This window comes from Mesorhizobium waimense (assembly GCF_003601975.1).
GTDB lineage: Bacteria > Pseudomonadota > Alphaproteobacteria > Rhizobiales > Rhizobiaceae > Mesorhizobium > Mesorhizobium waimense.
The window spans coordinates 434,684-452,587 of record NZ_QZWZ01000002.1; the positions used below are offsets into that span (position 1 = coordinate 434,684).

General features: G+C 61.1%; 28 protein-coding genes and 1 pseudogene. 6 read left to right on the forward strand and 23 right to left on the reverse strand.

Annotation, left to right across the window (positions count from 1 at the left end):
* Positions 1-5 precede the first annotated feature (5 nt).
* A complete protein-coding gene (locus D3227_RS04630; RefSeq protein WP_120013062.1) occupies positions 6-737 on the forward strand; it encodes a dienelactone hydrolase family protein in 732 nt (243 codons plus the stop codon).
* Positions 738-762: 25 nt separating this feature from the next.
* Here D3227_RS04630 and D3227_RS04635 read toward each other — a convergent pair whose 3' ends face one another.
* The 6 genes from D3227_RS04635 to D3227_RS04660 form a co-directional block, all read right to left on the reverse strand.
* Entirely contained in the window at positions 763-1,170 is a 408-nt protein-coding gene (locus tag D3227_RS04635) for a DUF1801 domain-containing protein (RefSeq protein WP_120012905.1), read from the reverse strand.
* A gap of 37 nt (positions 1,171-1,207) precedes the next feature.
* Positions 1,208-1,657, reverse strand: coding sequence for a DUF1801 domain-containing protein (locus D3227_RS04640; RefSeq protein ID WP_245451636.1), 450 nt, complete (start codon positions 1,655-1,657; stop codon positions 1,208-1,210).
* Between the two features lie 8 nt (positions 1,658-1,665).
* A complete protein-coding gene (locus D3227_RS04645; protein WP_120012909.1) occupies positions 1,666-1,887 on the reverse strand; it encodes a hypothetical protein in 222 nt (73 codons plus the stop codon).
* A 35-nt stretch (positions 1,888-1,922) separates the two neighbouring features.
* A complete protein-coding gene (locus D3227_RS04650; protein ID WP_120012911.1) occupies positions 1,923-2,315 on the reverse strand; it encodes a VOC family protein in 393 nt (130 codons plus the stop codon).
* A gap of 77 nt (positions 2,316-2,392) precedes the next feature.
* Positions 2,393-2,803: an SRPBCC family protein gene (locus D3227_RS04655; protein ID WP_120012913.1), complete on the reverse strand. Its 411-nt coding sequence runs from the start codon at positions 2,801-2,803 to the stop codon at positions 2,393-2,395.
* Positions 2,800-3,123 (reverse strand): ArsR/SmtB family transcription factor, encoded by a 324-nt coding sequence (locus tag D3227_RS04660; protein WP_120012915.1) that lies wholly within the window; start codon positions 3,121-3,123, stop codon positions 2,800-2,802. The genes D3227_RS04655 and D3227_RS04660 overlap by 4 nt, the downstream gene beginning before the upstream one ends.
* A 185-nt stretch (positions 3,124-3,308) precedes the next feature.
* Between D3227_RS04660 and D3227_RS04665 the strand changes: the two genes are divergently transcribed.
* Positions 3,309-3,869, forward strand: coding sequence for an RNA polymerase sigma factor (locus D3227_RS04665; RefSeq protein WP_120013063.1), 561 nt, complete (start codon positions 3,309-3,311; stop codon positions 3,867-3,869).
* Positions 3,870-3,871: 2 nt separating this feature from the next.
* Positions 3,872-5,980: a vWA domain-containing protein gene (locus D3227_RS04670; RefSeq protein WP_120012918.1), complete on the forward strand. Its 2,109-nt coding sequence runs from the start codon at positions 3,872-3,874 to the stop codon at positions 5,978-5,980.
* Positions 5,981-6,425: 445 nt separating this feature from the next.
* Here the strand turns inward: D3227_RS04670 and D3227_RS04675 are convergent.
* Positions 6,426-6,770 (reverse strand): annotated as a pseudogene (locus D3227_RS04675) (transposase); the annotation flags it as partial.
* A 120-nt stretch (positions 6,771-6,890) separates the two neighbouring features.
* Between D3227_RS04675 and D3227_RS41465 the strand changes: the two are divergent.
* Complete coding sequence (locus D3227_RS41465; RefSeq protein WP_245451637.1) at positions 6,891-7,166, forward strand: hypothetical protein; 276 nt, start codon at positions 6,891-6,893, stop codon at positions 7,164-7,166.
* 31 nt (positions 7,167-7,197) lie between these two features.
* Here D3227_RS41465 and bmt read toward each other — a convergent pair whose 3' ends face one another.
* Positions 7,198-8,214, reverse strand: coding sequence for a betaine--homocysteine S-methyltransferase (gene bmt, locus D3227_RS04685; RefSeq protein WP_120012920.1), 1,017 nt, complete (start codon positions 8,212-8,214; stop codon positions 7,198-7,200).
* Positions 8,215-8,301: 87 nt separating this feature from the next.
* Complete coding sequence (locus D3227_RS04690; protein WP_120012922.1) at positions 8,302-9,144, reverse strand: helix-turn-helix domain-containing protein; 843 nt, start codon at positions 9,142-9,144, stop codon at positions 8,302-8,304.
* A 228-nt stretch (positions 9,145-9,372) separates the two neighbouring features.
* Between D3227_RS04690 and D3227_RS04695 the strand changes: the two genes are divergently transcribed.
* Entirely contained in the window at positions 9,373-10,383 is a 1,011-nt protein-coding gene (locus tag D3227_RS04695) for a fatty acid desaturase (protein ID WP_167480590.1), read from the forward strand.
* Positions 10,384-10,625: 242 nt separating this feature from the next.
* Here D3227_RS04695 and D3227_RS04700 read toward each other — a convergent pair whose 3' ends face one another.
* The 14 genes from D3227_RS04700 to D3227_RS04765 form a co-directional block, all read right to left on the reverse strand.
* Positions 10,626-10,850, reverse strand: a complete 225-nt coding sequence (locus D3227_RS04700; protein WP_120012924.1) for a hypothetical protein — start codon at positions 10,848-10,850, stop codon at positions 10,626-10,628.
* Positions 10,847-11,113, reverse strand: coding sequence for a pyocin activator PrtN family protein (locus D3227_RS04705; protein WP_120012926.1), 267 nt, complete (start codon positions 11,111-11,113; stop codon positions 10,847-10,849). The genes D3227_RS04700 and D3227_RS04705 overlap by 4 nt, the downstream gene beginning before the upstream one ends.
* Positions 11,110-12,282: a hypothetical protein gene (locus D3227_RS04710; protein ID WP_120012927.1), complete on the reverse strand. Its 1,173-nt coding sequence runs from the start codon at positions 12,280-12,282 to the stop codon at positions 11,110-11,112. Before D3227_RS04710 ends, D3227_RS04705 begins: the two co-directional genes overlap by 4 nt.
* On the reverse strand, positions 12,279-12,647 hold the full coding sequence (locus D3227_RS04715) for a hypothetical protein (RefSeq protein WP_120012930.1): 369 nt from the start codon (positions 12,645-12,647) through the stop codon (positions 12,279-12,281). Before D3227_RS04715 ends, D3227_RS04710 begins: the two co-directional genes overlap by 4 nt.
* A complete protein-coding gene (locus tag D3227_RS04720) occupies positions 12,648-12,929 on the reverse strand; it encodes a hypothetical protein (protein ID WP_120012932.1) in 282 nt (93 codons plus the stop codon).
* Positions 12,926-13,606, reverse strand: a complete 681-nt coding sequence (locus D3227_RS04725) for a hypothetical protein (protein ID WP_245451638.1) — start codon at positions 13,604-13,606, stop codon at positions 12,926-12,928. The genes D3227_RS04720 and D3227_RS04725 overlap by 4 nt, the downstream gene beginning before the upstream one ends.
* 1 nt (position 13,607) lies before the next feature.
* On the reverse strand, positions 13,608-13,934 hold the full coding sequence (locus D3227_RS04730) for a hypothetical protein (RefSeq protein WP_147377574.1): 327 nt from the start codon (positions 13,932-13,934) through the stop codon (positions 13,608-13,610).
* 96 nt (positions 13,935-14,030) lie between these two features.
* Positions 14,031-14,228, reverse strand: a complete 198-nt coding sequence (locus D3227_RS04735; protein WP_120012936.1) for a hypothetical protein — start codon at positions 14,226-14,228, stop codon at positions 14,031-14,033.
* Between the two features lie 42 nt (positions 14,229-14,270).
* Complete coding sequence (locus D3227_RS04740; RefSeq protein WP_120012938.1) at positions 14,271-14,708, reverse strand: hypothetical protein; 438 nt, start codon at positions 14,706-14,708, stop codon at positions 14,271-14,273.
* Positions 14,705-15,004: a hypothetical protein gene (locus tag D3227_RS04745; RefSeq protein ID WP_120012940.1), complete on the reverse strand. Its 300-nt coding sequence runs from the start codon at positions 15,002-15,004 to the stop codon at positions 14,705-14,707. Before D3227_RS04745 ends, D3227_RS04740 begins: the two co-directional genes overlap by 4 nt.
* Positions 15,001-15,489, reverse strand: coding sequence for a hypothetical protein (locus tag D3227_RS04750; protein WP_120012942.1), 489 nt, complete (start codon positions 15,487-15,489; stop codon positions 15,001-15,003). Before D3227_RS04750 ends, D3227_RS04745 begins: the two co-directional genes overlap by 4 nt.
* Positions 15,486-16,205: an exonuclease domain-containing protein gene (locus D3227_RS04755; protein ID WP_167480591.1), complete on the reverse strand. Its 720-nt coding sequence runs from the start codon at positions 16,203-16,205 to the stop codon at positions 15,486-15,488. Before D3227_RS04755 ends, D3227_RS04750 begins: the two co-directional genes overlap by 4 nt.
* Before the next feature lie 178 nt (positions 16,206-16,383).
* The gene (locus D3227_RS04760) at positions 16,384-16,653 is read right to left on the reverse strand and encodes a hypothetical protein (RefSeq protein ID WP_120012947.1); all 270 of its coding nucleotides are present in this window, start codon (positions 16,651-16,653) and stop codon (positions 16,384-16,386) included.
* On the reverse strand, positions 16,650-16,922 hold the full coding sequence (locus tag D3227_RS04765; protein WP_120012949.1) for a hypothetical protein: 273 nt from the start codon (positions 16,920-16,922) through the stop codon (positions 16,650-16,652). Before D3227_RS04765 ends, D3227_RS04760 begins: the two co-directional genes overlap by 4 nt.
* Before the next feature lie 448 nt (positions 16,923-17,370).
* Here D3227_RS04765 and D3227_RS04770 point away from each other — a divergent pair, with 448 nt between their 5' ends.
* A complete protein-coding gene (locus tag D3227_RS04770; protein WP_245451639.1) occupies positions 17,371-17,901 on the forward strand; it encodes a terminase small subunit in 531 nt (176 codons plus the stop codon).
* Positions 17,902-17,904: the final 3 nt, after the last annotated feature.

The following is a 17,904-nucleotide window of genomic DNA, read 5'->3' on the forward strand; positions in this document are numbered from 1 at the left end:
GCGTGATGGCAAAGCAGGACATTGAGATCAAGACACAGGACGGCACGGCCAGAGCGGGGCTGTTTCGTCCGGCGGCTTCAACAAAGGCCGGCGTCATCCTCTACATGGATGTTTTCGGCCCGCGTCCGGCGCTCGATCAGATGGCCGAGCGCCTCGCCGGGCATGGCTATGCCGTGCTGGTGCCCGATCTCTTCTATCGCAACGTGCCCTATGGCCCGTTCGACCCCAAGACCGCCTTTGCCGAGGAAAAGAGCAGGGCTGCGCTGTCGGCCTTGAGCGGCGGCACGACGCAGGACATGACCATTCGCGACGGCAGCGCCTTCCTCGATGCGCTGGCCGCCGAGGGCATCGCCGGACCAATCGGGGCGGTCGGCTATTGCATGGGTGGCGCGCGAGCGCTGAATGCGGCGGCAAGCTATCCGGACCGCATCGCTGCCGCCGCCAGTTTCCACGGCGGCAATCTGGCCAGCGACTCTCCCGACAGCCCGCACCGCAAGGCCGCATCCATCAAGGCGCGCGTCTATGTCGGCACATCCGGTATCGACCGTAGCTTCCCGCCGGAACAGTCGGCGCGGCTGGCCGAGGCGCTGCGAGTGGCGGAAGTCGACCATGTCATCGAGAACTATGTCGGCATGGCGCATGGCTGGTGCGTGTCGGACCACAGCGTCTATGACGCTGCCGGCGCCGAGCGCCATTGGAAGCGGCTGATCACGCTGTTCGCGGAAACGTTGGGATAGGCACGCTATCGCGACGCGGCCCGTCTCACCGAGCGCGCACCGACGTGTTCAGTGCCACGGCGGCGCGGATGAGCGCTTTGAGTGCCTCCTCGTTGATCGTCTCGCCTTCATGGAAGTCGATGGCGCGCCTGGTGTTGCCTTCGAGGCTGGAGTTGAAGAGGCCGGATGGGTCTTCCAACGAGGCGCCCTTGGCGAAGGTCATCTTGACGACAGCCTTATAGGTCTCGCCGGTGCAGATCATACCGGCGTGCTCCCACACCGGAACGCCTCGCCACTTCCACTCCTCGACCACTTCGGGGTCGGCTTCCTTGATCAAGGCACGGAGCCGGCTGAGCATCTCGCCTCGCCAGTCGCCCAGCTCGCTGATCCTCGCATCGATCAGCTGGGAGGGGGAATTCCCTCCGGTTCCTTCCGTCGAGCTGCCCTTCTTCATGGTGTCGTCATTTCCTCCGTGGTCTTTGTCGCGCCGCTCACAATCGTTCGCCGGGCAATTGGCTGGCTTGTTTCACCCAATCGGCGAACTGGGCTTCGTCGAATTCGTCGTCCTCATGGATGTCGAGGTAGCGCGTGTCCCTGGTCTTGGAAGCGCCGGGAGGGACGGGATGCAACAACGCGCCACGGAAGAAAGCCACTTTGACGTATTTCGTGAAGCAATGGAGACTGAGGAACCAGCCCTGGCTCTCTATCCCGTAGAACGGCGAGTTCCATTTGACCGCCTTGTGCATGCCAGGGACGGTGCGCTCGATGAGCGCATCGAGGCGGCGCCCGAGGTCGCTTTTCCAGCCCGGCATGGCCGCGATGTAGGCCTGCACCGGGGCGTCGCCATAAGCCTTCGCGATTTGCGGATTGCCACCCGAAAGCAGGGCGGGCTTCGTGCCGACCTGCCCAGGGGACGTCGATTTCCGGTGCGCCTTGGCCATCGTTTCTCCTATCCGCCCGCGCATTGCTCGTCAGTCGACCTGGCGACATGTGGCAGCACGAACATGTACAGGCCGGAAAACAGCAGTAGGAAGAGCGGCAGGAGCGGCGAATAGACCACCCAGGCGGGAGGCTCCCCCAATGCCATGGCGACGAAGTTGGCGATGACGGTCACCGTAAAGATGATCGACAGCCAGCGGTGAATCTGGCGAATCCACTTGCTAAAATTCAATGCCACCTCCTGTGAAAAATGAACGGCAGGCCCGCCTACCAGCGCGCCAGCTGGGTAATTTGGATAAGGTTGCCACAGGTGTCGTTCAGCTGGGCGATGGTCGAGCCGGTCACCTCGGTCGGCGGCATGGCGAAACCCGCACCGCGTCCCTTGATGCGCTCGTAGTCGCCCTTGACGTCGTCGGTGAACAACATCACCGCGGGCTGGCCCTGCTTGAATATGGCCTGCTGGTAGGCCTTGGCCGCCGGGTTGTCGTTGAGCGCCAGCTGCAGCTCGGTTCCATCAGGCTCGTCCGGCGAAGCCACGGTCAGCCAGCGATACGGCCCGTTGCTGAAATCGGCCTTCTTGGTGAAGCCCAGCACCTCGGTGTAGAAGCCCAAAGCCTTTTCCTGGTCGTCCACGTAGACGCTGGTCAGCTTGATCTTCATCGTCTCTCCTCCATTGGTCTCGTTCGCGGTGTACCGCACCGTGAACACAGGTGTGGCCTTGATTGCGCTGGCGGACCTCAGTCCAGCCGCGCCAGGACCTGCTCCAGGGCCGCAAAAAACCTCTGCCACCCGACGGTGGCGCCCCGGTAGTATGGCTGCTGATCCGCCCGGAAGCCGGTCTGCTCCATGCGCAAATGGGTCCCCGTGCTCGTCGGCGTGAGCGTCCAGGTCACCACGCTCTCGAGATCCTTGGTGTCCCACGTGTAGGACAATGTTTTGTTGGGTTCGACTGTCTGGACCTGGCAGTCGACAGCGCCCCAGTCCGCGCTGAGACTGAAACGATGGTTCACGACCGGCTTGAAGCTGTTCTTCATGAGCCACTCCTCGATCAGGTGCGGTTGGGTCAGCGCGCGCCAGATCTTTTCCGGCGGAAAAGGGATTTCACGTTCGACAATGACGGCGCGGGTTTCGGTCGCAATATTGGTCATTGGTCCATTCTTTTGAGCAAATCCTCGAGGTCGTCGAACCGGGTTTCCCAGAACCCGGCCATCTGGCTTGTCCAGTCGATCAGCGGGGAAAGCGCGCCGAGCTGGGCACTATAGTGGGTCTGTCGTCCTTCATGGCGGTCGCGCACCAGCCCGGCCTGCCTCAGAAGGCCGAGATGCTTTGAAACGGCGGGTTGCGAGACTCCGGACTGAGCCGTCAGTGCTCCGACCGTCTGCTCTCCTTCACGGCACAGGCGTTCGAAGATAGCGCGCCGGGTCGGATCGGCCAGCGTTCTGAAGAGCACATCGTGAGCGTTCGGCATTTGTGATCGATAACCTGATGGCTATTGATTGATGTATAACTGTGGAGATATGGATGAGTCAAGCAGGAACGGGTTCTGGCCGGAACGTGTTCCGGGACGTCCCTGGACACGATCCGATCGTTTTCCAAAAAAATCTTTCCATCACCCCAAGGAATCGCCATTAGCCTGCGTCCAACAGGCAAATGATGGCGATGATGCTTGACGAAAGCGAAGCCTCCGACGCCGAATTGATCGGGCGGGCGAAGGGCGGAGACAGGGGTGCTTTCGGCAAGTTGCTCGAAAGGCACTATGGCTTCGTCTATCGCGCTGCCTATCGCTGGTGCGGCAGGAAGGCCGACGCCGAGGATATCGCCCAGGAAGTCTGTGTCAGGCTGGGCCGGGCGATCCGCGACTATCATGGCCGCGGCGCCTTCACGACATGGCTCTACACCATGACGTTGAACGTGGCGCGTGACATGATGCGCAAGACCGCCTGCGACACCGCAAAGACCGAAGCCTATGGCGTCCACGCGCTGATCTCGGGCGAGACCGAAGCCGAGCCGGAAGATCCGGCCGAGGCGCTGTGGGCGGCGGTGCGCAAGCTGCCGGACAAGCAGCGCGACGCGGTGCTTCTGGTCTATGGCGAAGGCTTGAGCCACGCGGCCGCCGCCGAGGCGATGGCGATCTCGGAGACGACGGTTTCCTGGCACATCCATGAAGCGAAGAAACGGCTGAAGATTTTGATGCGTTCAGCCGGGGAAGTGTGACCATGGTCGACGACAACGAACTCGAGAGGCTGCGCGACATCGCAGCGCCACCACCCGGCGAGGATGCGAAGGCGCGCGCCTTCGCGGCCGCCATGCGCGCCTATGACCTGGAAGAAAAAACTTTTGCCGCCGCCCAAGGATCGCTTGGCGGGCTTCGTCTCACAGAGCGAGCACAAAAGCTCTGGAGAGAGATCATGCAAAAGAAACTCATCGCCACGCCGGCCCTTGCCGGGCTCGTCGCCCTGCCGATCGCCGGATACGCCACCTTCCATATGCTGAGGGAACAGCCGTCGACATTCGCCGGCGACGAGAAGATCACCGAAACGCTGGCCGACAAGCCGGCGACCAACGGGCCGGCGACGGTGAAGCCGGTGCCTGCCGAGGCCGACAAGCTGAAGAAGGACAGCGACAGCGAAAGCCGTGACGCCGCGGAAGCGCTGAGCGCGCCGGCCTCGCCGCCGAAATCCGAAGCGAACGAGGTCGGCGGCCTGACGCGGCAGCATTCGCTTCAGCGCCCTGAGCCGGCGCCTGCGCCGACAGCCAACGGCGTGGTTGCCCTCGATGGTGGCGCTGCAGCCCCCGCGGATGCCGCGCGGGGCCGCATGCCTGGCACGGCGGCCGAATCCAAGCTGATGGTGCAGCCCTCGACTGCGCCCATAGACCGTTTGCTGCCGCAACAGGAAAACAACGACCGTGTCGAGGACTTCAAGACCAATCCGGTGCATGCCGCACTCGAGGATCCGGTTTCGACCTTCTCGATCGACGTCGACACCGCCTCCTATTCCTTCGTGCGGCGCTCGCTGAAGGAAGGGTACCTGCCGCAGGCCGATACGGTCCGCGTCGAGGAGATGGTCAACTACTTCCCCTATGACTGGAAGGGGCCGGATTCCGCGTCGACGCCGTTCAACTCGACCGTCAGCGTCATGCCGACGCCGTGGAACGATCACACCAAACTGATGCACGTCGCCATCAAGGGATTCGACGTCAAGCCGGTCGAGCAGCCCAAGGCCAATCTGGTGTTCCTGATCGACGTGTCGGGCTCGATGAACGAACAGGACAAGCTGCCGCTCTTGCAGTCGGCCTTCAGGCTCCTCGTCAACAAGCTGAAGCCCGACGACACGGTCTCGATCGTCACCTATGCGGGCGAAGCCGGCACCGTCTTGGAGCCGACCAAGGTTTCCGAGAAGGACAAGATCCTTCATGCCATCGACACCCTGACGCCCGGCGGCAGCACGGCCGGCGAAGCGGGCATCAAGGAAGCCTATAGGCTGGCGCAAAAGTCCTTCGTCAAGGACGGCATCAACCGTGTGATGCTCGCCACAGACGGCGACTTCAATGTCGGGCAGACAGATGACGACGACCTGAAGCGGTTGATCGAGCAGGAGCGCAAGACCGGCGTCTTCCTGTCGGTGTTCGGCTTCGGCCGCGGCAATTTGAACGATCAGATGATGCAGACCATCGCCCAGAACGGTAACGGCACCGCCGCCTATATCGACACGCTCGCCGAGGCCGAGAAGGTCCTGGTCGAGGATGCGTCCTCGACGCTGTTCACCATTGCCAAGGACGTTAAGATCCAGGTCGAGTTCAACCCGAACAAGGTCTCGGAGTACCGGCTGATCGGCTATGAAACCCGGGCACTCAACCGCGAGGATTTCAACAACGACCGCGTCGACGCCGGGGATATCGGCTCCGGCCATTCGGTGACGGCGATCTACGAGATCACGCCGAAAGGCAGCGGCGGCGAGCAGATCGACCCGCTGCGTTACGGCGAGGCAACGGTGAACAATGGCGGCGTCGCCAATGCCGACGAATATGCCTTCGTCAAGATCCGCTACAAGCTGCCCAATGAGGACGTTTCGAAGCTGATCACGACGCCGGTCACCTCGGCCAACGAGGTCGCGTCCTTCAACGAGGCCGGCACCGACCAGCGCTTCTCCGTCGCGGTCGCCGCCTTCGGCCAGAAGCTGCGCGACGAGGATGCCACCGCGAAGTTCGGCTACGACAAGATCATGGAGATTGCCACCGCCGCCCGAGGAGCCGACCCGTTTGGCTACAGGTCGGAATTCCTTTCGCTTGTGCGCCTTGCCTCGGCGCTGGGCGGTAACCGGTAGTGGCAATGAGGGCCGGTTCCATTCAGACGGGGATCGTTCTGATAGGGGGAGCCGGCCTACGGGCGGGTGAGGCAGGCCGGCGGGGGAAACCTTGCCGGCCTTTTTTCGGTTCTATTGATATTCAGGTGATGCCGGCCTGCGAACGACGGTTCCTGCGCTTCCGGTGCTCATATGTGGACGGCCCCCTGCTTGCAAGGATGGCTGAGGTAGTTTGATCGGATCGCTTGCGCTCATATGTCCGGCCTTTTGCGCGCGAATTTGTGAGCGCTGGCCAAGATGGGCTGCACGGATAGCGAGTTCCAAACACGGACACGACATTTGCTGCCGGTGAGCACCTCGGAATGCCTCGCTGGTCCCGGTTCGACCGGTCACACCATCTTCTCCTCTACTTGCAAGTTCCGGCCTCGGCGTCGACCCTGTGCTCGGCGCCGAACTCTGATCTCTCTTATGGCTGCGCAGGCTCCGGATAGGTGGCGCCGATGGGGCGGTAATGCCCGCCACTGACCATCAGTTTCCAAGCGATCCGCGCCAGCTTGTTGGCCAGCGCTACCGCTGCGAGCTTGGGTTGCGCACAATCAGGGCCTGCAACCAGGGCCAGACCCGTTTGCTGCCCCGCCGCATATGCTGCCCCGCCGCATATGCTGAATGAGGGCGGTGGCGCCAGCCACCAGCACGCTTCGCAGCATTTCGTCGCCAGCGCGGGTAATCACGCCAAGCCGATTTCTGCCTGCTGTCGAATGGTTCTTCGGCGTCAGCCCGAGCCGGCGGCAAAGTCGCGTCCTGACTTGAAGCCATGTGCATCCGACCCTTGGCGCAAGGTCAGATCGTTAAATTGCGCGGCAATTCCGGAACAGGATCGCAATTCCCTCTTGTTATGCAGGGCTAATGTACGGGCTTGTGGGGGCCGGAATTGCTGATCAGAGACATTGCGGCTTCAATGCCGGCCGCACGGGACGTTCAGTCGACCGCCTCGCAGGCGCCGCCGCCGGAAGTCAGGCGCATCAGCGATGACGTAGCCGCCGCCAGGAACACAGCGATGTCGGCGCTGAACAATGACCGCTTCCGGGTCATGCTGGAACAGATTAGCGACCCGCAGTCGTCGGGAGCCCTGATGACGATGCGAAGTGACGCGGCCGGTACGGATTTCAAGTCGGCTCAGTCGAGCTACGCTGAAAACAGCGAATAGCCGAAACAGAAAACAGCCAGGCCGGATCGGTTCAGGCCCGGCCGCGGCGCCGTTCGCGGCGGGCTTCGCTGGTTTCGGCAGTGTTTGCCGTCGCCACCTTGTTGCGCATCGGGCCGATGCGCTCGACGATCGTCTCGACGGTCGGCCGGCTGGCCTTGGTGTGCGCGTCGAGCGCCTTGCGCATCGCGGCAAGGTGCTGGAACGAGGTGCCGCAGCAGCCGCCGACGATTTTCGCGCCGGCATCGACGGCGAGCCGGACGTAGTCGGCCATCAGCTCCGGCGTGCCGGAATAGTGGATCTCGGTGCCGCGGAATTCCGGAATGCCGCAATTGCCCTTGACGATTACAGTCGCCTCCGGCTTCGCCTCGGTCATGTCGAGCAGCGAGGCGAGGATATCGGACGCGCCGACACCGCAATTGGCGCCGACGCCAAGCGGGCTTTGCGAAAGCCCGTCGACGACGCCATGGATGTCCTTGGGCAGCAGGCCCATCATGGTGCGGCCGGCGGTGTCGAAGGAGCCGGTATAGGTGTAGTCCAAGCCGACGCGGATCGCGGCTTCGGCGGCGGCGCGGATTTCATCGGGCGCCGACATGGTCTCGATCCAGGCGACTTCGGCGCCGCCGGCCTTGAGGCCCTCGATCTGTTCGGCGAAGGCGTCGACGGCCTCGTCATAGGTCATGGCGCCGAGCGGCACCAGAAGTTCGCCTGTCGGACCGACCGAGCCGGCGACGATCACCTTGCGGCCGGCCTTGTCGGCAACCGCGCGGGCGATCTCGGCGGCGCGCTTGTTCAGCGCATGCACGCGGTCCTGCGCATGGTGCAGCTTCAGCCGGTGGCGGGTGCCGCCGAAGGAGTTGGTCAGAATGATATCCGCGCCGGCATCGACGAAGTTCTGGTGCAGGCTGGTGATGGTGGCGGGCGCGGTTTCGTTCAGCAGTTCCGGCGCCTCGCCGGCCTCGAGCCCCATGGCGAACAAATTGGTGCCGGTGGCGCCATCGGCGAGCAGAACGCCTTTTTCGGCAAGCAGCGCTTCGATCGGATTGGTCATGGTGACATACGCCTTCCGGGATATCTATGAGATAACGATATAAAGAACTCTTTATATGTCGTCAATGTCGAAGCGGGCTGCCTGCCATCAAAAACGCATGTCGGCCAGCCTTTGCGTGAAGGCCGCCGATTCATGGGCATTGATGTCGGCGGCGCGGATCAGATTGTCGAAATGGCTGGTCAAAGTGCGGACCGGCTGCGTCGCGTTCAGCACCAGATACATGTCGCCGACATAGATCGCGGCGCGATAGGGGCCGAAAATGGTGTAGGGGATCGAGTAGCGTATCCGCCCGTCATAGAGAAACAGGCGGAAGGTCGGGTAGAGGTCATCAAGCAGCGCCGCCATGTGCAGGAGCTGCTGGCGGCGGTCGGCCTCGGGGAAGCGATCCCAGACACCAAGGCCGCGCGCAAAAATCTCCAGCGTGTGGCGCGGCATGCAGACTTCCATGTCCGTTTCCGGCCGGCGGTTGTAGTCGATGCGATACTGCGTCTCGCCGGCCTGCGCCTCGCGGCTCTTGTTGGTGATGCGGGCTTCGTAGTTGACCAGCGCTTCGGTGCGCAGCAGGTCCGGAATGCCCGCCGGCACATAGCGTATCTTGGTGCCCGCGGCCTCGGCATGCCATTTGGCGAGCAGCGTGCGGTCGAAGCCGTCAGGCGCCTCTTCGATCTCGAGGCTTTCACGGATTTCGCCGGTGACGCCCTCGTCCTGGCTAAGCCCGAGCAGCCAGTCCAGCGACACTTTGAACTCGGCGGCGATGTTGAGCAGCGTTTCGGCACGGGGGAGGCGGGTCGAGGCACCTGAGAGGAGCTGCGACAGCGCCGAACGGTCGATGCCCACCGCGGTCGCGAAGGCCGACTGGTTCAGATCGGACCGTGTCAAGAGCATTTTCAGGCGCTCGCGAAAGATCGTCGACAGGTCACGTTTGTCCATAGTTTCGCTCCAGTAAGTAGGAGGAAAAAATTGCTCTGAAGCCGCCGGGATCGTGGCTCAGGCGCAAATGAATCCTCGCCGCTGTTTACAAAACATAACATATGCGGCTGGAAATGCGCAGTCGCAACAGTTTGTGCGCATTGTCGCGTTGCTGCAACGCGACACTCCTGACACAATGCTGTCAGGAATCAGAGGGGTTCCGGCGACTGAAAGGCAGTGGTCGATAGCATGACGAGCATAAGCAAGAGACGCAGCAGTGCACCGGCCATCGAATGGCCGACCGTGTTTCTCACCTTTTTCTGTTACGGTGTCTGGCTCGTCGCTGGCTTCCTTGTCTGGCCTTCCTATCCGATCCTGGCCCTCGCCATCCTGGCTTTTACCGCCGCGCTGCAATCATCAATCATGCACGAAGTGTTGCACGGTCATCCGACCCGCAACGCTCGGGTCAACGAGGCCTTCGTCTTCCTGCCGATCGGCCTCGTCTGGCCGTTCCGCCGCTTCAAGACCATTCATCTGCGACATCACGCGGACGAGCGGCTGACCGATCCGCTCGACGACCCCGAAAGCTATTATGAGGCGCTCTGGCACCACGACGACTTGCCGCCGGCGATGAAATTCCTGCTGAAGATCAACAACACCATGGTTGGCCGCTTCTTCCTCGGTCCCTGGCTGTCCTGCGTCGGCTTCTTCATCGACGATGCCAAGCAGATTGCTGCCGGCGACAAGGCGATCCGCAAGGCTTGGCTGCTGCACGCCATCGGCCTCGCCGTGGTGTTGCCGGTCGTGCAGTTCGGCTTCGGCATTCCGTTGTGGCTCTACATTCTGGTGCCGGTGTGGCTCGGTCAGTCGCTGATTTCGATCCGCACTTATGCCGAACACCAGTGGTCGGAACATCCCGAGGGACGCACGGTGATCGTCGAACGGTCGCCGTTGTCCTTCCTGTTCCTCAACAACAATCTGCATTTCGTCCATCACAAGAGCCCGACAGTGGCCTGGTACCGGTTGCCGAAGCTGTTCCGCGACCGTCGCGACGAATGGCTTCGGATGAACAATGGCTATGCCTATCCGAACTATTTCGCGCTGCTCAAGGCGCATGCCTTCAAGGCCAAGGAGCCGATCGTCCACCCGGTGCTCAGGCGCGCGCCGGAGCCGGGCCGGGCGTTCAAGCCGCGCGTCAGGGCGCGCAGTGTCTCCGGGCTTGGCAGCGCGCCGGTTCCCGCCGAACCGCCGAAGGAATGATTCTTGCGGCATTGCCGGCGGCGATGCCAGGCGGCTCGTACCGTGATCTTGTCAGTCTCCAACAATAGCGGTCCAATCCCTGCATGAGTGAATTCGTTGCGGCCTTGCCGATGTATGATCGGGCGGAAGCCGTTACTGAGTAAGGCTTTGCGTGCGGCTTGTGATTAAAAAGTAATACCGGATTGGCGGCACAAAAAAGCCCAGGCGATCGACCTGGGCTTCCTGTTTTTGGGTGGGGGTCGCTACTCGCCGACGCGGCGAAACTCCATCTTGATCGTGTGGTTGCCGTCGCCCTGGTCGATCTCGGTGCTGGCGATGTAGACCGGACCGCCCAAAGCGATCTCGGCGTTAAGCGCGGCCCGGCGCATGTCAGCCATGGCTTTCAGGTAGGCGGAATTATCGCGGCGCGGCGCTGATAGAATGCCGGGGTCGATCTCGAACAGGCGCTTAAGGTCGGTCGCTGTCATCGTCTGCCCTGTAACTGGTCGTTCTCTTTCTTTGCGGCCTCGCGTCGATTGTCAATCCAGGCTGCGAGGTCGAGCAGATGCACGCCCTTCGCCGCCTTCTGGCTGGTCTCGATCCTGACCACGGGCAAGTCAATCTCGCCCTCGGTCGCCTTGCGCGCAAACTGCGTCGGCGTGAGGTGGCTGAAATATTCGCTGCAAACCTTCTCGACCGGGATCACAGCTGCGCCGTCGAATTGCGCCATGAGCAGGAAGGCGGTGTTCATTGAACGTCTGCCTCTCCTGGCGCTGGTGGGGCGGGATGGTCGCGAGCCAGGATGCGCCTGGATATTGCTTTCAACTTCTCGCGGTTCACCATGGCGTAATCGTTCTTGTCGAGATCGGCTTCCTCAAGCTCGAAGGCCAATTCAAAGGCTAATTGGTCAACCGGGTGGCTATGGAAATCCTCACGCGACCGAAGGTCCGCGTTTATTGCTGGCTCTGCATTGGATGAGAGCAGCGCAGCAGGCCAGCCGAGAGCCGCGCGAAGATGGGCAATGAGTTGTTCCGCCTCCATCGGTGTCATCTGCTGAGATGTGTGACTGCGCGGTCCATCAAGTATGTAGCGGACCGCGAGAGGGTCGCCTTCGGAGACCCAGGCGACCAGTCGGATTTCATTGCCCAATTCGTTCGTGAATACTTCGGCGTGCTGGCGCAAGAAATCGTGCTGTTGGTGTGCCCATCCATGAAGGTTGCTATCGTCAAGCACCCGCCGCTCCCCCACCTCCTGCAATGGTGCAGCGACAGGGGAAAGGGCGGCGATGGCTGATATTATGCTGTTCATCATGTCGAATCGGGGTTGGCCGAAATCCGCGGTTAGTTCGCCGCGCCGATAGTCGCCGAAGTTGCCCGCCGCTCTTGCTGCCTCAATGCACCGCTCGCGCTCGGCAGCAACCGCCGCGTCAATGCCGGCGTCTGCCACTCCGTCGAAGTCGGCAACGAAGCGCTGGCGCTCGGCGAGGATGGCGCGGGCGATATAGACAGCGCCCGGAAAGCTTCCGACTGGAACGCCGGTCTCGGCGGAATAGGCGATATCGGTAGCCGCCTTCATGATGTCTGCGGGTATGCCGGGAGCTCCTTCGGCCGGATCAGCCCGATTTATCGCCGCACGAAGTTTCCGACCCCAAAAGACCGCTAACGCTGCACCCTGTGCGGACAAAGCGGCCATTACGATGCGAACTATTTTGGCGTTGATGTATCCGCCATTTGCATCGGCTGCGGCTTGCAGTGCTCTTTCGGTTGCACTCTGCTTCTCCGTCACCTCTTCCAGCGGCTGTGCCTGTGGGGAGGGAAGGGCAAGGGCGCGGATGAAAGCTTCAAACGACGCATTCGTACGGTAACGAACACCGTGTTCGCCTGCCAGTTTTGCGACCTTTACCCAGTCGATCTCGCTCATATCTCTCTCCTGTAAACAAACCCGTTGATGTTCAGCACGTCGGGCAGGGGCGGCGGCGCAACGTTCGGATCAACGCCAAGCTCGATGAGGCAGGCCGCAATGTGGGGCTCGGCCTCCGCGCCTCTGATCTCGCGGTCGTAGCCTTTCCAGAGGGCGTCTGCGGGTCCGCGCTCGCTGAGCTCCAGCTTGCCGGCGAACTCGCGGACAAGGAACACCTTGATCAGCGCCTCGCCGTGGATGCCGCTCCAGAACCGCATAGCGGCCTTGCGCGCCTGGGTGGCGTCGTTGGGGCGCTCTTTGCGCGGAGGCCGGAACACGACACCGCCGTTGCGACGGAATAGGGCAACTGAGGCGAACGGGGTCATCTACTTGCCCTCATAGTCATCGTTGAAATCGTCTTCCGGGTCGGCTGGCTCAAGCTCCAGATCGGCGGGCGTCTGGCCCATGTTGAGCGCATCAAGCGTCCGCTGGCGGACATCGTAGTATTCGCCGTCGACAAGCACGGTGATCCGCTCGCCCATGCCGCCGCCGTAGCGCTTGGTGAGAACGTGCACCTCCTGCTTTGCGCGGGGCTTCATGCCCAAGGCCGCGGCTAAATCCGCGCCGGTCGTGTGGTAGGGCGAGCGGAATTTCGGGGAGTGGTTCATGCTGCGCGCCCTCCGAAAAGGTCGAGTTGGCGCGTGACATATTCTGGGTGCAGATCGGATTTAGACCCAGAATATGTAACGTCGCCGCCCCACTGGTCGGCCATGGCCTCGGCGATACCTGGGAAAAACCGCGACCGTTCTTTCCAGCGGTTCGGGCCGGGCGATGCGTGGTGAACGCGGGGCTCGCGACCGTCGACAATGTTGGTCGGCGTGAGTGGCTTGAGGTTCTTCAACCAAAAGCATGTGCGCTTCACCTCGCCGTGGCCGAACTGCCAAGGCTGGACCGACTGCGCGGGATCTTGGTAATTCTCGATCAGCGCCTTGGCATGGCGATGCATCACAGGGTTCTCGACGCAAACGCGCTCGATCGGCGCATTCCAGAAAGCCGAGAACAGCGCCGCGCCTTCGCGTAGCTCGCGCTGCATGTCGTCCGCCGTCCTGCCGGGCGGCGGGACCGATAGCCAGCGAACGCCGCTGTTGCAAAGCCGGGTGCAAGGCGGGTGCGCCACCATGAGCAAATCCCAGCCGTCGCCAAGAAGCTCGCGGGCGTCGCCGATGATGTGTTTGTTGCTACGATCCTCGGACGGGAGGAGATCGCACGACCAAGCGTCGTGACCACGATTGGCGAAGGCGCGGCGGACGGTGCCGGAATATTCGCAGGCGACGAGAACGCGCATGTCAGTGCCTCGCCACGGTCAGGCGGTTAGGCGCGTCGGGATGCGTCGCGACAAGGCGGCAACGGAAACGCTTGCGCCAGTCTTCGAACAGTGAGCAGACGGTGATCGGATCGCGGTACTCGCCGGCCACGTACCAGCCGGCCGCATCGTGGCATTCGATCGAAAGAGTGATGTCATTTTCACTCACGGCGCGGCTGCGCATGCTGATGTGGAAGCCGTCTTCCGTCTTGCCGAGATCGCCGTGTTCTTCGATGTAGAAGACGCCAAGAAGGCGATGCAGCCCTTGGGCTCGCGGGTTCATTCCAAGGCGTGTCATGTTGCGATCCATGTTGTTCTGTTGTGTTAATCGCAACACTAGACCCGTTTATATAAGGTGTCAACGGCTTTGGCCCGACTTTTTCGCCGGGCCGCAGGCCAGTAGAAATCAATGTGCGGGGGTGTTTTTCTCCGCGTCGTTCGCGGCGATGGTCAAACGCTGGGCCAGCTGGCGGGCTGTCTCAGGCGTAATATTCGCAAACTGCCAGCGGCGTTGGTCTGGCATCATCATGACTGTAATCTTATCGCCGCCGCCTCCGTCACTCACAAATGCGTCTATGTCGTTTTCCTGCGCGTATGCACTCACAATAGTTGGGCCTCCTTGCCGCTTCTGCTGGGGTATTGCTGCCTAAGGTTTCCGCCTCTTTCTTGTTGTTGGTCGTTGAGCCAAGCCAGTCGCCTTGATCTCCGCGACAGTGATAGGTTTGTCGTCTAGGTAGTACTCGCTCGCCCATGCGATCCGCTCGCCGCGATCGCCGGCCCAAGGCCTTCGCCACGTGGTCGCGCGTAGGCGTCCAAGCGGGGTGTCGATCCCGGCAGTTGCGTCATGCTCGGGGCCTTGTGCCGCCGCGAACCAAGCCGCGCGCGCCTTCTCCTGCACCTCGGCGAGGTAATCGCGGCGGTCGGTCGACGTGACGCGCGCCGGCTGGCCTTCGCGCATGCGTTTAATCGCGTCGATGATTTTGAATGCCTGGTCGGTCGGCGTCTCGTCGCCTATTGCGTCGTTGGCGGCGCGCAAGGCTTCGGTAATGGCGTCCTCTCGGGCGAGGCGGGCGGCGTAGTTCATTGCGGGTTGTACCGCACGAAGTCGGCGACATCTGACGCTTGATGCCAGGCTTGCAAATAGCCGTCTTTGGCCTCGGGGACGATGAAGGTAGCGCGCAAAGCTTCGCCTTCCTCGTTTCGGTATGTCGCCTCGATCCGCTTGGCGATCCGCTCGCGCTCGGCAAGGATGGCGCGGGCGATGCCTTCTATGAGTTTCTGTTGAATGTAGTTCTCTGGTTCCCATTCTTCGTGATACCAGCGCCGCGCTACATCGGTCGCGGCAACCATCACGTCTGCCGGTATTTCCTTGGTGCTCATTTCGTCCTCTTTTGCTCTTGGAGGAAGGCGCGAGATGCATCGTCATCCCGATTGATGCCAAATATTAAGAGATCGTCGCGCCCGTTTCTATTCATCAGCGCAGTAATGACCTTTGGTGCTAACGCGCGATGACGTTCCAAGAGTGACATAGCGCGGGAAAGTTCCGCTTCGGCCTTCTCGGCACGTTCAAGCTGAGACGTGCGGTTCTCGTCAGCGAAGGCAGTAGCCTCTTCCTGAATAGCCAGACCTACAGGGAGCAGCATCGCTTTAAGCTTGTCTCGCACCCGCGCGTGTTCGGGCTTCTCAAGCTCAAATGAAATGTAGTCCCATTGCGCGGGGTGAGGTCTCAGATGCTCCTCTATCGCGCTGAGAACGGATACCTGATCCTCGCTATTCATGGCTGCAAAGATGCGGCCAAATGTATCCGCGTTTGCCTCTATGAAAATCGGGGCGCTCGATCTGATGTCAACTTTAATGTGGTTCATTTCGTCCTCTTTTGCAGCCAGTAGCGGGCGGAAAATTTGGTGTCCTCGTCCATGTCGCTTTCGTCCCTGATCCACTCAAGGTAGCTCGGGTCGCTCTGCGCGCATTGCTCGAATGTGATGGTGATCCCTTGGCGTCGGTACTTGCCGAACTTCATCACCTTCAACAGCGCCGGGTATTCGCTGATCTTTGCCATTTCCTCGGGCGTCTTGTGCTCCAGGAGCCGGCTGAAAAGATGTGCCGTCACATAGGCGTCGGGCAAGGCGCGGTGCGGCGGATCGGAAAGCTTGCGATCGCATGGCAACTCCAGCCAATAGCGTAGCGCCTGGTTGCTGTGGCCTGGAGCGTCGGGATAGACAATGCGCGCCACCTTATAGGTGCAAATCCAGGGGATGCCCCACGGCGGCGTGAAATGCTGCTCAAACTTGGCGTTGTGCGCGACAAGCCATTGCGGTTCGCCATTGCCGGTAAGTAGTCGGTCCCATAGGTCGCGGGCGGGCGGCGCATGCTGAACGTCTTCCTCGCTGATGTGGTGGACGGCCTTAGTGACTGGCGGGATCGGCCCGCGCGGGCGGCAAAGCGAAGCGAAAGCGCTCTGATGGACAAGCAGGCGTGACGTCATATTGACGTCATAGCATCCCATTTCGATCACCTCGGGCTCGGCGTCCTCGGGCGTTCCCGTGGTCTCATAGTCGATGACGCGGGCGAGGGAGGTCATTTCGACGGCTCGGCTTTTCGAGGGAACGTGAAGAAACATTGAGTGCATACGCGGACCGCCGCGTAATTAACGGCGTAGCAGTCGAGGCAGATTTTAACCGGAACGTCTCGCCGGCGAGCTTCACGCATGTTGGCGTTTCTCTCGCCGTCGAATTCTGCTTTGCCTATGTAATCGCGTGTCATTGCCCGATCGTCCTAAGCGCAGCGAGGCCGCATTCAGCCGTCGACTTGCCGTCGACAAATGCCGTGAGCATGGCGAGGCGCGCGGCGCTGGTGACGTGGTGCGCCTCGTACGCCTTCCATTTCTTCGGCGACGCCTCGATATGGGCCTCAATCAAGGTCTGAACGCCCGACCAGGCTTCGCGCATTGCGGCCTCAAGCTCCGGGTTTCCGGCGATCTTCTTGCGCGCGGCCTCGGCGATCGCATTAGGCTTCTTGACCCGGCTCACAGCACCACCTCATCCTTGAGACGGTCGGCTTCGGCGCGGCCGGCGCTGGTCACGACATATCCGCTTCCAGCCATGTAGAAATCAGCGGGGTTGGAAAGCGTCAAGAGCTTCACCATTCCCTTCCGGGCGAGAGCTCGAACCACGCGGCGAACGTTGCGGGGCTCGATCACTTCCGCGGCGCGGATCGCACGCATGTACACGCCATATTCAGGCGGCACGTCCTCAGACATGTATACCAGAACACGCTGCTCGCGGTCAGACAGGATCATGTTGCGCTCTCGTATGAATGTTGTGACTTTCACAACGCTTCGCACAATCCACTTAGTCGCGCAAGCAGGTTTTTAAGGAATATTTTTAGGCCGTGTTACAGGCGGATATATAATGCTGTGAACGATATTCCGAATACAAAGGAATTTTGTGAACAATCGCAAAAATCATCCCTTAAAAACCTCTCCGCTCCAAAAAATGCAATCAAATCAATTATTTATATAGTGACTGAATGGTTTCTAAGAGAGTAGTAAACTTTTTAATCAGGGTCGGTACATCGGTTTATAAAATAGGCTGGCTTATATAAGTTCGAAATCTGGCCTTGTGGAAAAGTTTTGGTGCTTCTTAGAAACGTCCTTCCAAACCTCCTTCGTGATTGGTGACGCTCGCAACAACCATTGGTGCTTAAATCTCAACGCCTAATGCATGCTGAGATTGAGACCGTGGGCGATGACGCCAAAACAAGAGCAATTCGTACGTGAATACCTGATCGACCTGAACGCAACTCAGGCGGCTATTCGGGCTGGCTACAGTGCCAAGACGGCGCATGCTCAAGGCCCGCGACTGTTGGAGAATGTTGAAGTTGCAGCCGCGATCAACGCCGCCAAAGTTGAGCGCTCCGAAGAGACCAAGATTGACGCTGCATGGGTGCTCAAGCGCCTCGCCGATGAAGCGGTCGCCGATATCGCTGATCTCTACGACGATGAGGGCCAGCTGTTGCCGGTCCACGACTGGCCGCTGATCTGGCGTCAAGGTCTCGTGCAAGGGATCGAGGTCGAGGAACTTTTTGACGGCTTCGGTAAGGAGCGTCAGCGCATCGGCACCGTGCGCAAGGTAAAACTGTCGGATCGCATCCGTCGCGTCGAACTGATCGGCAAGCACGTAGGCGTGAAGGCGTTCGAGGAACAGGTTGCAATCACCGGGCTCGACAGTCTGGCCGATAGGCTGGCACGCGCAAACAAGCGCGCGGGAAGCGATTAAACG

What these genes read in the sequence shown, in the direction of transcription:
- D3227_RS04630 (WP_120013062.1), top strand. Translation starts at nt 6, where the DNA reads ATGGCAAAGCAGGACATTGAGATCAAGACACAGGACGGCACGGCCAGA.
- D3227_RS04635 (WP_120012905.1), bottom strand. Translation starts at nt 1,170, where the DNA reads ATGAAGAAGGGCAGCTCGACGGAAGGAACCGGAGGGAATTCCCCCTCC.
- D3227_RS04640 (WP_245451636.1), bottom strand. Translation starts at nt 1,657, where the DNA reads ATGGCCAAGGCGCACCGGAAATCGACGTCCCCTGGGCAGGTCGGCACG.
- D3227_RS04650 (WP_120012911.1), bottom strand. Translation starts at nt 2,315, where the DNA reads ATGAAGATCAAGCTGACCAGCGTCTACGTGGACGACCAGGAAAAGGCT.
- D3227_RS04655 (WP_120012913.1), bottom strand. Translation starts at nt 2,803, where the DNA reads ATGACCAATATTGCGACCGAAACCCGCGCCGTCATTGTCGAACGTGAA.
- D3227_RS04660 (WP_120012915.1), bottom strand. Translation starts at nt 3,123, where the DNA reads ATGCCGAACGCTCACGATGTGCTCTTCAGAACGCTGGCCGATCCGACC.
- D3227_RS04665 (WP_120013063.1), top strand. Translation starts at nt 3,309, where the DNA reads ATGGCGATGATGCTTGACGAAAGCGAAGCCTCCGACGCCGAATTGATC.
- D3227_RS04670 (WP_120012918.1), top strand. Translation starts at nt 3,872, where the DNA reads ATGGTCGACGACAACGAACTCGAGAGGCTGCGCGACATCGCAGCGCCA.
- bmt (WP_120012920.1), bottom strand. Translation starts at nt 8,214, where the DNA reads ATGACCAATCCGATCGAAGCGCTGCTTGCCGAAAAAGGCGTTCTGCTC.
- D3227_RS04690 (WP_120012922.1), bottom strand. Translation starts at nt 9,144, where the DNA reads ATGGACAAACGTGACCTGTCGACGATCTTTCGCGAGCGCCTGAAAATG.
- D3227_RS04695 (WP_167480590.1), top strand. Translation starts at nt 9,373, where the DNA reads ATGACGAGCATAAGCAAGAGACGCAGCAGTGCACCGGCCATCGAATGG.
- D3227_RS04700 (WP_120012924.1), bottom strand. Translation starts at nt 10,850, where the DNA reads ATGACAGCGACCGACCTTAAGCGCCTGTTCGAGATCGACCCCGGCATT.
- D3227_RS04705 (WP_120012926.1), bottom strand. Translation starts at nt 11,113, where the DNA reads ATGAACACCGCCTTCCTGCTCATGGCGCAATTCGACGGCGCAGCTGTG.
- D3227_RS04710 (WP_120012927.1), bottom strand. Translation starts at nt 12,282, where the DNA reads ATGAGCGAGATCGACTGGGTAAAGGTCGCAAAACTGGCAGGCGAACAC.
- D3227_RS04715 (WP_120012930.1), bottom strand. Translation starts at nt 12,647, where the DNA reads ATGACCCCGTTCGCCTCAGTTGCCCTATTCCGTCGCAACGGCGGTGTC.
- D3227_RS04720 (WP_120012932.1), bottom strand. Translation starts at nt 12,929, where the DNA reads ATGAACCACTCCCCGAAATTCCGCTCGCCCTACCACACGACCGGCGCG.
- D3227_RS04725 (WP_245451638.1), bottom strand. Translation starts at nt 13,606, where the DNA reads ATGCGCGTTCTCGTCGCCTGCGAATATTCCGGCACCGTCCGCCGCGCC.
- D3227_RS04730 (WP_147377574.1), bottom strand. Translation starts at nt 13,934, where the DNA reads ATGGATCGCAACATGACACGCCTTGGAATGAACCCGCGAGCCCAAGGG.
- D3227_RS04740 (WP_120012938.1), bottom strand. Translation starts at nt 14,708, where the DNA reads ATGAACTACGCCGCCCGCCTCGCCCGAGAGGACGCCATTACCGAAGCC.
- D3227_RS04745 (WP_120012940.1), bottom strand. Translation starts at nt 15,004, where the DNA reads ATGAGCACCAAGGAAATACCGGCAGACGTGATGGTTGCCGCGACCGAT.
- D3227_RS04750 (WP_120012942.1), bottom strand. Translation starts at nt 15,489, where the DNA reads ATGAACCACATTAAAGTTGACATCAGATCGAGCGCCCCGATTTTCATA.
- D3227_RS04755 (WP_167480591.1), bottom strand. Translation starts at nt 16,205, where the DNA reads ATGACCTCCCTCGCCCGCGTCATCGACTATGAGACCACGGGAACGCCC.
- D3227_RS04765 (WP_120012949.1), bottom strand. Translation starts at nt 16,922, where the DNA reads ATGATCCTGTCTGACCGCGAGCAGCGTGTTCTGGTATACATGTCTGAG.
- D3227_RS04770 (WP_245451639.1), top strand. Translation starts at nt 17,371, where the DNA reads ATGACGCCAAAACAAGAGCAATTCGTACGTGAATACCTGATCGACCTG.